We start from the raw sequence: 13,256 nt of genomic DNA, 5'->3' as shown, positions 1-13,256 counted from the left end.
CGTCCGCAGCAACTTGTGGGACAACGGCGGGGTAAGAGATGCTGGCGCCGTCACCTGGGGGGATGGCAGCCGGGGGATTAGCGGAGTTGTCACCCAGAGCAATAGTTTGGTTGGCTCTCAAACAGATGACGAAGTGGGCAGCAATGGCGTCGTCGCCCTGACTAACGGCAATTATGTGGTCAGCAGCTCCTTCTGGGACAACGGCGGGGAAAGTAATGCTGGTGCCGTCACCTGGGGGGATGGCAGCCGGGGGATTAGCGGAGCTGTCATCCAGAGCAATAGTTTGGTTGGCTCTACAGCAGATGACTTTGTGGGCATATCTGCCTCGTTTAACGATTTTTTTAAAGATGGCGCCGTCGCCCTAACGAACGGCAATTATGTCGTCCGCAGCCCCTACTGGGACAACGGCGGGGTAAGTGATGCTGGCGCCGTCACCTGGGGGGATGGCACTACGGGGGAAACCATTGATGGCAACCATACAATTACACCCCAGAATAGTCTAATTGGTCGCACCGCTGATGCTGATTTAGATGAAGTGGTGGAAGACCCAGTTAACGGCACCGTTTTAGTCAGCTTTGTAGGCGAAGGCAGTGGTCGAGTCACCGTGATACCCATTGCTCCTGACGGTTCAGGAGAATATGACTATTGTCGCAGATGAAATTAACCTGAATGGAAACGCTTTTCAGGTTTTGGTTGAGGGCGATATTTTTTGCAGAATCCGCGATACTTTGCCGCACATTCATCTAATGTCTTCCCCAAAGATAAAAAGGCTGGATGTCATTGCGTCAATCCATCATCACCCAGTCTGTCATGAAGACCCTAATTACTGAAATCATAAAAAAAGCCCTGCTGCATCCCAGCAGATTTGAATGGTACTGACTTAAGCTAAAATTCTGTAGGCTAAATGATTGTGCAATGGATAAATTAGAACTATATCGTCAAGCCGTCCAGCAAGTCTTAACTAAATATGGCAGCTATAAACCGATAAACGTACAGGCGGACGTACAAACAATTTTTGATACTGAACGCGACCATTATCAAGTGGTGAGTGTGGGTTGGCACAACGAGAGACGAATCCACAGTTGCTCAATGCATATCGATATTAAGCCGGATGGCAAGGTATGGATACAGCTTAATAATACTGAGGCACATTTAGCCGATGAGTTGATGGAATTGGGCGTAAATCGGGAGGATATAGTATTAGGATTTCATAGTCCTTATATGCGGCAGTTTACTGATTTTGCTGTTGGTTAATTGTACAATTAAAATATATCTATAGGGAAGCAATTTTCACCCTCTTCCCCTAACCCCTTCTCCCATCAAGGGAGAAGGGGAACCGGAAGTATTAATGATCAAAAATGTAGTCGGCTATATCTTATCTTGCTCCCCTCTCCCGTGCCAAAAAAGCGATAGCATCCTTTGTCATCCCCCCTCTTGTAGGGGGGAACGAGGGGGGTTGGGAGAGGGGCTGGGGGTGAGGGGTTTATAGCTTAACAATGACACCCCTAATCAACAAACATCCTGATTCCATCCAGCGATTGTGGCACAATCAAGACAGGATTATCGCAAAAATCATCAATGGTCTGGCTCAAGGGACAGCAATTATACGGTCATCGCTACGTCATTGAACGAAAACTCGGTCAAGGTGGCTTTGGTATCACCTACCTGGCAAAAGACAGAAAAGGCAACCCCCTCGTCATCAAAACCCTGAAAGATGAAGTGATGACGAATCCAGACTTTATCGATTTTCGCGATAAATACCAGCGAGATTTTGAGAGGGAAGCTACCCGATTAGCTGTATGTAGACACCCCCATATTGTCCAGATTGAAAATGTCTTCCATGAACAATCCCTTCCCTGTATCGCCATGGAATATATCCAGGGGGAAGACTTATGGCGACGGGTGAGAAATCGCAATCCTTTATCTGAAGCTGAAGCATTAGGCTATATCCAGCAGATTGGGGAAGCGCTGACGGTGGTTCATGACAAAGGATTATTGCATCGAGATTTAAAACCCCAAAATATTATGGTGCGTTCTGGCGTATCAGAAGCGGTACTCATTGATTTTGGCATTGCTAGGGAGTTTATCCCTAATCTTACTCAAACCCATAGTGTTCATGTCACGCCAGGGTTTGCGCCGATTGAGCAGTATGATGAACAGGCGCATCGGGGAGAATATACAGATGTGTATGGGTTAGCGGCGACGCTGTATTGTTTGCTGACGACAAAAGTACCACCGCCAGCATTTATGCGAGTGGTGCGGGATGGGTTACAACCGCCACAAGCGCTGAATTCAAATGTGAGTGATAGGGTGAATCAAGGTATTTTGACGGGAATGGAACTTCAACCGGAAAATCGCCCTCAATCGGTGTCGGAATGGTTGCGGTTATTGATTCCTGAGAATTTGGATGATGATTTGAGTTCAGAATGTGGTATCGATTACCGCCGACTGCGAGATTTATTAGCTGCTGGAGAGTGGAAAGAAGCGGATATAGAAACGGCAGATAAAATGCTGGCTGTGATTGGCAAAGAAAGCTGGTTGGATGTTGAAAGAGAAGATATAGACCAATTTCCTTGTACTGACCTACGAACGATTGACCGTCTCTGGGTAAAATATAGTAATGGACGCTTTGGTTTTTCTGTTCAAAAGCAAATCTGGCAAAGTGTAGGGGGTCAACCAGGCGTATATGATTATGACATCTATAAAAAGTTTGGTGATACCGTGGGTTGGCGTGAAAAAGATGGTTGGTTAATGCATTCAGACCTTACCTTTAGTCTAACTGCCCCCCAGGGACATCTCCCACAGTTATCAGAGCGGCTCAGTAGAGGTCTCTTTTCTCGCATCGAGACTTGTAAAATTTAACATATAAAGGTTTCAGCAGAATGTAACAATTTACAACAGAGGCAAAATCCACGAAGTCTTGCAGGTTCTACGTTGACCATACCTGACACCGCCCCACCTTCCCAATAAAACACTCATAAAAATGCTATCTTTTCATTTTTAACCAACCAAAGACTTGCTCAACGGTTAACGTTAATGGAATGCCTTCTAACCCAATTAACGCATCACGATTATTCTTTAACTCTGGTTGTTGTTGAGGCATAAACACTAAAATTGAACGATCCTCTGGGTCAAGTAGCCATCCCAATTGACACCCATACTTGAGCGCGTGCAGAATATTACCTGTAACCTGATTAGAACTTTGGTTGGGTGAGAGAATTTCAATCATCCAATCTGGCGGGATGACCACATCATCAAGGGGTTCGCCCTGTTGATCAAACTGAATATGTTCCCACCGCAGAACCGCTATATCGGCAACAATTGACCGTCCGCCAAAGGTGCAACGCAGTTCAGGAAAAGCATAAGCAAGTTGTTCGGCTTCGCTAATATTATTAATCGATTGAATTAACTTACTCTGAAGTCGAGAGTGGCGAGTTTTGGGCATTGGCTTCTGTACAATTTTGCCATCAATATATTCCCTGGCGGGTTGGGTTTCGGGTTGTTGGAGAAATTCGGCTAGGGTAAGCGTTGGGGATGGTGTTTGTACCATTTCGGGAAATATCCAATAGGTTACAATAATAAAATTATTGGATCAGTCTTGCCCAAATCACGATAGATTAATCTTGATTGGGTATCAGGCAAAATGATTAACCCATCTAACAGTTTAGCTGAGAATGAGGACGCGATCGCGCAAATTCTGCCATCAGGGGTTGATAGTCAGCCCTGAATTAAAATACTCGAAGAGAAGCCGCTCCGCGTCTACGGGCTAAGAGCTAAAACCCGTTAAAACGGGTTAATAACCTGATACAATAATTCAGTAAGCTTTAGTTTACTTTAGCTTTGAGCCTGAAATTTATTTCAAGGCTCTCTTTAAATCTTGAAATAACGACATATCAACCCTTGTTATTACCTATGAAAATGGTTAACCTATCTAACAGTTTAGCTGAGAATGAGGACGCGATCGCGCAAATCCTGCTATCAGGGGTTGATAGTGAGGATTAGAGAAAGGATGATAATCATGGCTCGCCTGAACAGTTATTTTACACAATAACCGAAACTGAAGTGGTTTTGGAGGTTTATTCACACGTTCTACCTGTACCTCTAGGTTTAACTTGTGTCGAATTAACTCAAACATTTCTGCCAGCAAATATCGCGGACAATAGCCGACAATGTAGTGGTCTTCTGTGTTTAAAATTAAAGCTTGAGCATCGTAAGGATTTTGAAATTCGTGAGCTAACCATAATTTTTCACCCGATTCAAACTGATTAATCCGCTCAATGGCACAGCTTGGCAAATGCCGCAGCCCATGGGAGAAAAAATATAAATGATACTGTCCTTGTGCGTCAATTTCTGGACAAGGAAAAACGGCGAGTGTATCGGTTTCTCGTTCCCCACCACTGCGGGCTAAAATTGTCATGGGGTCATGTTCATCCTTGGGAATATTTAACCATTCCATAAAACTAGAATAATCTGGACGCGATCGCGACATTAACCGATTCGCAAAAACGGGGAATAATTGAGTTGATGTATAAACTTCATCTAAGTACGGAAACGAAGATAATGGCTGAAAAGCACATTTGGCTTCCGCCTCTTTTACCCCTTGAGTATAAACAAATTGATAAACTCTTCCATCAAAGGTTAACCGACCAATCGAGAACCAATAGCGACTAATCGGATCTTGCCAAGCTAAAAATAGTGTTTTTGGTGTTTTCAAGGTCGTGTTTTCCTCAAGGTAAGTAGCCGATGTTTATTGATGTCCAGAATCTCCTGAGCAAAGTTGATGGCTTCGGGAGAAATGCGCGATCGGTTAATGCGATTAAAGATGGCTAAAGTATTAGCCTTTTGGATCGTTTCTAGCCGCGCTAACCACACAGAAGCCGCTTGGGGATAGCGATGAGCCACCAGTGAGAACACATCAAAGGTTTTAAGCGTTTTTCTATCATCAACACTGCCATAAAACGCCGAAAAACATTTATTGGCATAAGCCTGAACTGAGCGTTTCTGCCTTTGCTCGTCAGAGAGATCGCGTCCTAAACTGGAAGCATGGTCATAGGTTGGTGCTAGGTGTTCAGTTTCAGCGGACGCTGATGCTGTTTTCATGCGAGCAATTCCCCAGTTTTCATGGTGACGATCGCCATTGCCAATCCACGCATCTAGCAGCAGATAACCAACAAACACATCTACTGCTGTTTGGATACCAGAGGGCGGTGTCCAATCAATCGGTAAATGGACAGATTCCCCGGCAATCACCCTCAATACTCTATCTATTGTATGTTGTGATATACCATACGTCCCAAACGCCGGATAGTTCGGCACAATTGAGGAAAGCAGTTCGTTACCATGAACCAGCGTCCCCGATTTCGGTAAAAAGTTAGGTGAAACGACACCGCGATCGCCTTTCCAAGTGAAAGCCAATTCGTAAACCGCATGGGGAAGTCCCAAGAGTTTACATAATTCTGAGGCGACTTTTTCTGCCCAATCTTCCCCTAGGTTGGGTCGGCTTTGCTTATAAAGACAACGACCAAGTTCTTTGTGGTAGAACCAAAACTTATATTTACTCCCTAACGTTTCATTTGAGGAGGCTTCATACGCTTCTTGCGTAACCAGTAAGATTGGGAATTCATCGGTCATAAATCAGAGATACAGTCTCTAACCGTTGGTCGGTCTGCATGAGTTGGTGAACGGAGGGAACTTGCAGGTAGAGTCATAACGGCTACGGTATTGCCTAACCTATCAAAGAATTCAACACTATAACCCGTTTCTAATTCAGCAACGTTATGTTTTTCGACAACTGTACCGATATCACCTGCATAAAGTCCAGCTTCAGGACTATCGCCAAGCAAGATAACGTCTGAATAAAGTTCGTAATCCATGGTATCCTCTATTCATGGCTCTAGTCGCCGTTCAAATAGCAATCGTTATAACCCCAATTCTTCTCGCAATGATTGCAGTGAAATGGTTGCTTTTTCCTGAGATAGTTCTCTTAAAAATGCCATAAATTCAGTATTATGTTTCAGTAGTTCCACTTCCACCGCAAACTCATCGACGGGGGCGAGGGCAAACAGTGCGCCGTCGGGCTTGCGTAAAACGATAGCTTCTCCTTGTGCCAGCGTCATGACCTCATCTAGCGTAAGTTGTCCACTTTCTACGTTGATAATTTTCATATCTGAACCTCTTTACCACCAATGTAAAGTGTATTGTGTTCTTTGTGTCCCACAGCCTTGATCTGAACGATACAGGAATCGTCTTCTATAACTACATCATAGAAAACCCGATAGTTATCCACTCGCAGTTCCCAATCGGATAGTTCATTTTCTCCCAGTCGTTTTCTGTTTCTAGTTTCTAGTGTGGGTTCATTGGATAGCTGTGCTTCGATAGAATCAAGAATAGTTTTTTGGGCAAATTTTCTATAGGCGCGTATATGATTGGCAGCTATAGGAGTAAAGTTAATCTCGAATTTCATTGCATGGAAAAGAACCGTTTATGGCTGTAGGGGCGACCCGCCTGCATCAATGAAAAATGGTGTCCATTTAATTGACTCGGGTCGCCCTGTGATCAAATCCTTGGGAAATGGTGCGTTACGCTACGCTAACGCACCCTACTGGCGTGACTCAGCTAAAATGGTGCAATAGATTGGGTACGTAGTGAGGGCTTTAGCCCTCTCCAGCTAGGCGTTAGAGAACTAAAGTTCTCACTACAAACAAAGTCCTAAGCTGGGTCAGTCCACTACGGTAAGCACTAGCTACCGCTAATCCGGGCTAAATCGCGGGCGTTTTCTTCAAACGCCGCCGTCAGCGCATCATCGCCACTTAACCCCGCTTCCTCAGCTTTATGCAGACAAGCCAATACCCGCTTGTAATCCTTCGGTATCACCTTGACAAACTTCGGCACCATTTCTGTCCAATTCGCCAAGATGGTTAACCCTAATTGACTCTTGGTGTACTCGACGTGTTTAGCAATCATTTGGTGGATGATTTCAATTTCCTCCTCATCTTCCAGTTTCTCTAAGTCGGACATCTGGGTATTGCAACGAGTAGCAAAATCACCTTTCTCATCCAACACATAGGCGACACCGCCACTCATTCCCGCCGCAAAGTTGCGCCCAGTTGGACCCAAAACCACTACTTTACCGCCCGTCATATATTCGCACCCATGATCACCCACGGCTTCCACTACCGCGTTAACCCCTGAGTTGCGAACACAGAACCGTTCACCAGCCATTCCCCGAATATAGACTTCACCCGCCGTTGCGCCATAGAGGGCGACATTCCCGACGATGATATTTTCACGGGGGACAAAGGTGGAACGGGCGGGGGGATAGAGGATTAATTTACCTCCAGATAATCCTTTGCCAAAGTAGTCATTGGCATCTCCTTCGAGTTCTAAGGTGACACCCTTGGGGACAAATGCGCCAAAGCTTTGACCCGCACTTCCTTGGAAATGCAGATGGATGGTATCCTCCGGTAACCCCTGCCAATGACGCTTGGTGATTTCATTGCCTAAAATTGTGCCAACCGCCCGATTGGTATTCTGAATCGGTAGGGTAGCGGTTACTTTTTCACCCTTGGCGATCGCACCTTTGCATAAATCGAGTAGAACCCTCATATCCAGGGACTTATCCAACCCATGATCCTGAGGAATTTGACAATAGCGCCCAATTTCAGGTCCCACATCCGGCTGATAGAGAATCTGGGATAAATCCAATCCCTTCGCCTTCCAATGATCCACCGCCTGCTTCGCTTCCAAGACATCCACACGCCCTACCATTTCATTCAGGGTACGGAATCCCAACTGTGCCATGATTTCCCGCACTTCTTGGGCGACAAAGGTCATGAAGTTCACCGTATGATCCGGATTGCCGATGAAACTCTGACGCAGCACCGGGTTCTGAGTGGCAATTCCCGCCGGACAGGTGTTTTTTTGACAAACTCGCATCATAATGCAGCCCAGGGTCACGAGAGGTGCCGTAGAGAAGCCAAATTCCTCTGCCCCTAATAGTGCCGCCATGACCACATCGCGCCCAGTTTTCATTTGACCATCGGTTTCCACCACAATCCGCGATCGCAGATCATTCAATACCAGAGTTTGATGCGTCTCCGCCACCCCTAATTCCCAGGGTAATCCGGCGTGTTTAATTGAGGTTTGCGGCGATGCACCGGTTCCGCCATCAAAACCAGAAATCAACACCACATCCGCATGGGCTTTTGCCACCCCCGCCGCGATAGTTCCCACACCCACCTCAGACACCAGTTTCACATTAATCCGGGCGTTGCGGTTGGCGTTTTTCAAGTCATGAATTAACTCGGCTAAGTCTTCAATTGAGTAGATATCGTGGTGCGGTGGGGGTGAGATTAAGCCGACTCCCGGCGTCGAGTTGCGGACCTTAGCAATCCAAGGATACACCTTGCGCCCCGGTAACTGTCCCCCTTCTCCCGGTTTCGCCCCCTGTGCCATCTTGATTTGGAGTTCCTTGGCTTGAGACAAATACAAACTGTTGACGCCAAACCGCCCGGATGCGACTTGTTTTATCCCGCTGTTCTTAGAATCGCCATTTTCATTTGTCCAGGTATAGCGTTCGGGATCTTCTCCGCCTTCCCCAGTATTGGATTTCCCGCCAATTCGGTTCATGGCGATGGCTAGGGATTCGTGCGCTTCTTTGGAGATAGAACCATAACTCATCGCCCCGGTTTTGAAGCGTCGGGTAATCGCCTCCACGGGTTCCACTTCCTCTAAGGGAATGGGGTCGCGTTTCTTGAATTGTAGGAGTCCGCGTAGGGTAAAATGTTGCTTGGTCTGCTCATTAATTAGGGTAGCGTATTCTTTATACAGGTCATAGCTACCCTGACGCACAGCATTTTGCAGGGCGTGGATGGTTTGCGGACTCAATAGGTGGGCTTCCCCGTCTTTGCGCCACTGATATTCGCCGCCTGCATCTAGGGTATGTCCATTCACTTCTCGGTCAGGGAAAGCGTAACTATGACGCATAATGGCTTCTTGGGCAATTACGTCTAAATCCGCCCCTTCAATCCGAGTAGCTGTCCAAGTAAAGTATTTATCAACAAGTGCTTGTTTGAGTCCAATGGTTTCAAAGATTTGGGCACCGCGATAGCTTTGGATGGTGGAAATGCCAATCTTGGAGGCGACTTTAATTACCCCTTTGGTGGCGGCTTTGATATAGTTTTTCTGGGCTGTTTTGCGATCAATATTTTCCAGCAAACCCTGACTGATCATATCGTCAATGGTTTCATAGATCAGATAGGGATTAATCCCACCGCAACCATACCCGATAAGCAGCGCATGATGATGAACTTCGCGAGGTTCTCCGGATTCTAAGACGATTCCCACCTTGGTACGTGTCTTTTTGCGGATTAGGTGGTGATGTAATCCCGCCACCGCCAGTAAAGCGGGAATCGGTGCATGGTCTTTATCAATGCCGCGATCGCTGAGAATAATTATAGTCGTCCCCTCTGCGATCGCACTATCCGCTTTCCCACAAATCTCATCCAGCGCTGTTTCCAATCCCTTCACCCCAGCCTTGGGGTCAAATAGAATTGGAAGGGTAACCGATTTAAACTCCCCTTCGGACACATATTTCAGCTTTGCCAACTCCTCGTTCGTCAGAATCGGCGTTTTCAGTTCAATTAAATGACAACTCTGGGGTTCGGGTTCGAGTAAGTTGCGTTCTGAACCAATTGTGGTTTCCGCTGAGGTGATAATTTCTTCCCGAATCGAATCAATCGGGGGATTGGTGACTTGGGCAAACAGTTGCTGGAAATAATTGTACAGTAACTTCGGGCGATCGGATAACACCGCCAATGGTGTATCTGAACCCATGGAACCCACCGCTTCTACCCCATTCTGTGCCATCGGTGCCATTAGCATCCGCAATTCCTCGAAGGTATAGCCGAATGCGATTTGTCGTTGAATTAGGGTGTCGGGTTCCGATTGGGGGACTTCTGGCGCATCTTTTAACTGTGCCAGTTCGACCATGTATTCGTCAATCCACTCTTGGTAGGGATGTTCGGTAATAATTGCCTGTTTCAATTCCTCATCAGCAATAATCCGCCCTTGTTCCATATTCACCAAGAACATCCGCCCGGGTTGCAAGCGCCCTTTAAATGCCACGTCTTCGGGTTCCACGGGTAACACTCCGGCTTCCGATGCCATAATTACCCGATCATCCTTGGTCACATAATACCGCGATGGACGCAACCCATTCCGATCCAAAACTGCCCCAATCGTCGTACCATCGGTAAAGGCGATAGACGCAGGACCATCCCAGGGTTCCATCAGACAAGAGTGATACTCATAGAATGCCTTTGTCTCCGCACTCATCGACTCATGATTTGTCCAGGGTTCTGGAATCATCATCATTACCGCATGGGGTAAAGAACGCCCAGACAGGACTAACATTTCTAGGGAGTTATCGAATATCGCCGAGTCACTCCCCTCTAAATCAATAACGGGCTGAATTTTCTCTAAGTCATCCCCAAACAACTCAGACTTAAACAGTGACTGTCGGGCGTGCATCCAGTTAATATTACCCCGTAGCGTATTAATTTCCCCGTTATGAGCAATGTAGCGATAGGGGTGGGCGCGTTCCCAACTGGGGAAGGTGTTGGTACTAAACCGGGAATGCACTAAGGCTAGGGCGCTTTTGAGATCCGGATCATGGAGTTCGGGATAATATTGTCCCACCTGTATCGGCGTCAGCATCCCTTTGTACACAATCGTCCGACAGGAGAGGCTGGCTGTATACCAACAGGGGTCAACCTCTGACTGGCTAATTTCTTTTTCCGCCCGTTTCAGGATCACATAGAGTTTCCGTTCAAAGGCTAAATCATCAGCCAGGTTGGGGGAACGCTGGAGGAACACCTGTTGCATAAAGGGTTCACCCAGTTTAGCGATACTTCCCAGGGGGGAGTCATCCACGGGAACATCCCGCCACCCCAGAACTCTTTGCCCTTCTTCGGTGGCAATTTTCTCAAAAATCTGGCGACTCTGCTGGCGAATCATTGAATCAGGGGAGGTAAAAATCGCCCCCACTCCATATTCACCCGCTTCCGGTAGGGTAATGTTATCGGCGGCGGCGACTTTCCGCATAAACTGATCTGGGATTTGGATTAAAATCCCCGCACCGTCTCCAGTGTTCGGTTCACAACCACACGCGCCGCGATGTTCCAGGTTTGCCAGAATCGTTAGCCCTTGTTCCACGATATCGTGGGACTTATTCCCCTTCATCTGCACGACGAATCCGACACCGCAAGCATCGTGTTCAAACTGTGGATCGTATAAACCTTGTTTTTTCGGCAGTTGGTTGCTTTTCATCTCAAAATGACCCAAAAACGACGAGGGTTGTAGGGGCACCATCCTTGCGCCCGTTTTTCAGTGTAGAGGTTGGAAAGCTATCTGGTGTAACGTAGCGGAAATCAGTATCCAGTGGAAAAAGGTGCAACAGCTTACTATACAAGCGTTTTTTATTCTACCTTCTGCCTTGGAGTCTCGGAGCCTTCTGCCTTTTACCTTAACGGCGGGTATCTCCGCTGTGACACCATCAGCTTGTTGGATTACGATAAACCAACTCCACCAGAAGTACAAGCCACGCTTTAACAAAACGATAAGATTTGGGGGATTTGGCTTTAATTTAGTTAAGGGTTGAGTTTTGTCGGAAAATGCTTCAAAAAAACAGTATAGTCTGATACTGAATTGCAAAAAGTCATAATTTCTTGGTCGCGTTGGGTGGGTTAGGTTCAAAAGCGTCATTCAATAAAGGGCGCACGTCTATGCGCCCCTACAAATACCCACCGATTATGGAGAACAAAGGATAGTTCTAAGTTTTTCCGGAATCTCTTCAAAATGCTCTAACAAAAAATCCATAATTGCCAAATGGCGCAAATCAACGGGTTTAGGAGGGCGATGTCCTTGACCTCGGTTAAACCAACATTGTACGGTTCCCAGGGAGCGATCGCAAATATGAGAAATTTGTTCATATGTGACATCCCATTTGGCATAAAAGTCCCTGGGTGTCATCCCTAATTCACAGTAACAATAAAGGTCAATGATGTACTGTTCACGCCGAGTAATCGGGCGAGGCTGGTGGGGATAGTGGGTATTGTAGCGTCCTCTGGGGCTACGCAGAGATGGCGTGACTATAGTTCAAAAGCGCCATTGAATAAAGGGCGGGTTTTGTTGTTCATTTATGGTTAAGCCACCCAATTGAGTCCCTAAACCCGCCCCTACAAGAGATTGATATTTTTTACATTAGTGTCGTAGGGTGGGTTAGGCGGGATTTAATAGAGGCGAATAACCATTCAATGAAGTATCCAACCTAACCCACCGATGTTCAGGTGAGGAATTTTTTAAAGTTTGTAGTTTGTCGTAAGGGATGCGAGCCTATCTTTGCTTAAATTACAACCCCTTGAACAAATTGAGTTCAAAAGCGCCATTGAATAAAGGGCGGGTTTCGTTGTTGAGTTTGAGGTGGGTTAGTTCATTTAATTCCTAAACCCGCCCCTACAGCTTTTGGGTGCGATCGCGCTTTTCAATCAAATAGGTTTTCTGGTCTGATTTCCGCTTAATCTATCAATTGGATATCGGGGTAAAAAATCTAACGTAGGGGCGGGTTTAGGGACAAACTCAACCGACCCACCCATAACTTTTATACAAAACCCGCCCTGTCCCCACCTCTCGCTCAAACGCTCTCTATCATTCCCATTTTACCCGGATATCCTCCGGTGGCGATCGCGGTTTAAAATCAGGTGGGTTTTGTTATTGAATTTGAGGTTAACCGAAAAATTTAGGTTGTGATTAGGGCGGGTTTCGTTGTTGAGTTTGAGGTGGGTTAGTTCATTTAATTCCTAAACCCGCCCCTACAGCTTGTGGGTGCGATCGCGCTTTGAAATCAGATAGTTTTTCTGGTCGAATTTCCGGTTAATCTATCAATTAGATATTGAGAAAAAATCTAACGTAGGGGCGGGTTTAGGGACAAACTCAACCGACCCACCCATAACTTTTATACAAAACCCGCCCTGTCCCCACCTCTCGCTCAAACGCTCTCTATCATTCCCATTTTACCCGGATATCTTCCGGTAGCGATCGCGCTTTGAACTCAAATATGTTTTCTGGTCTGATTTCCGCTTAATCTATCAATTAGATATTGAGAAAAAATCTAACGTAGGGGCGGGTTTAGGGACAAACTCAACCGACCCACCCATAACTTTTCTACAAAACCCGCCCTGTCCCCACCTCTCGCTCAA

At 46.4% G+C, this 13,256-nt stretch carries 11 protein-coding genes and 1 pseudogene; 3 read left to right on the top strand and 9 right to left on the bottom strand.

Annotated features, from left to right (window positions below; all coding sequences use genetic code 11):
* The first annotated feature begins 13 nt into the window (after window positions 1-13).
* Complete coding sequence (locus RH949_RS16360) at window positions 14-658, top strand: hypothetical protein (protein WP_446354551.1); 645 nt, start codon at window positions 14-16, stop codon at window positions 656-658.
* 5 nt (window positions 659-663) lie between these two features.
* Here the strand turns inward: RH949_RS16360 and RH949_RS16355 are convergent.
* Window positions 664-867: pseudogene (locus RH949_RS16355) on the bottom strand (transposase); the annotation flags it as partial.
* 48 nt (window positions 868-915) lie between these two features.
* Between RH949_RS16355 and RH949_RS16350 the strand changes: the two are divergent.
* Window positions 916-1,254: an element excision factor XisI family protein gene (locus tag RH949_RS16350; RefSeq protein ID WP_446354549.1), complete on the top strand. Its 339-nt coding sequence runs from the start codon at window positions 916-918 to the stop codon at window positions 1,252-1,254.
* Window positions 1,255-1,578: 324 nt separating this feature from the next.
* A complete protein-coding gene (locus tag RH949_RS16345; protein WP_446354547.1) occupies window positions 1,579-2,862 on the top strand; it encodes a GUN4 domain-containing protein in 1,284 nt (427 codons plus the stop codon).
* Window positions 2,863-2,986: 124 nt separating this feature from the next.
* Here RH949_RS16345 and RH949_RS16340 read toward each other — a convergent pair whose 3' ends face one another.
* The 8 genes from RH949_RS16340 to RH949_RS16305 form a co-directional block, all read right to left on the bottom strand.
* Window positions 2,987-3,550, bottom strand: a complete 564-nt coding sequence (locus RH949_RS16340; protein WP_446354545.1) for a Uma2 family endonuclease — start codon at window positions 3,548-3,550, stop codon at window positions 2,987-2,989.
* 381 nt (window positions 3,551-3,931) lie between these two features.
* Window positions 3,932-4,714 (bottom strand): HIRAN domain-containing protein, encoded by a 783-nt coding sequence (locus RH949_RS16335; RefSeq protein ID WP_006098673.1) that lies wholly within the window; start codon window positions 4,712-4,714, stop codon window positions 3,932-3,934.
* Window positions 4,711-5,631: a hypothetical protein gene (locus RH949_RS16330; RefSeq protein ID WP_198016371.1), complete on the bottom strand. Its 921-nt coding sequence runs from the start codon at window positions 5,629-5,631 to the stop codon at window positions 4,711-4,713. Before RH949_RS16330 ends, RH949_RS16335 begins: the two co-directional genes overlap by 4 nt.
* A complete protein-coding gene (locus tag RH949_RS16325) occupies window positions 5,628-5,873 on the bottom strand; it encodes a DUF4926 domain-containing protein (protein WP_044204694.1) in 246 nt (81 codons plus the stop codon). The genes RH949_RS16330 and RH949_RS16325 overlap by 4 nt, the downstream gene beginning before the upstream one ends.
* Before the next feature lie 45 nt (window positions 5,874-5,918).
* Window positions 5,919-6,164, bottom strand: coding sequence for a hypothetical protein (locus RH949_RS16320; protein WP_006098702.1), 246 nt, complete (start codon window positions 6,162-6,164; stop codon window positions 5,919-5,921).
* Entirely contained in the window at window positions 6,161-6,463 is a 303-nt protein-coding gene (locus RH949_RS16315; RefSeq protein WP_044204696.1) for a type II toxin-antitoxin system RelE family toxin, read from the bottom strand. The genes RH949_RS16320 and RH949_RS16315 overlap by 4 nt, the downstream gene beginning before the upstream one ends.
* A 275-nt stretch (window positions 6,464-6,738) precedes the next feature.
* Window positions 6,739-11,328, bottom strand: a complete 4,590-nt coding sequence (gene gltB, locus RH949_RS16310; protein WP_446354541.1) for a glutamate synthase large subunit — start codon at window positions 11,326-11,328, stop codon at window positions 6,739-6,741.
* A gap of 480 nt (window positions 11,329-11,808) precedes the next feature.
* Window positions 11,809-12,030: a helix-turn-helix domain-containing protein gene (locus RH949_RS16305; protein WP_446354539.1), complete on the bottom strand. Its 222-nt coding sequence runs from the start codon at window positions 12,028-12,030 to the stop codon at window positions 11,809-11,811.
* Window positions 12,031-13,256: the final 1,226 nt, after the last annotated feature.

Source organism: Coleofasciculus sp. A1-SPW-01 (assembly GCF_040217205.1).
GTDB classification, from domain to species: domain Bacteria; phylum Cyanobacteriota; class Cyanobacteriia; order Cyanobacteriales; family Coleofasciculaceae; genus Coleofasciculus; species Coleofasciculus chthonoplastes_A.
Note: the sequence above shows the minus strand (reverse complement) of the source record. Positions and strands in the feature narration are given on the sequence as shown.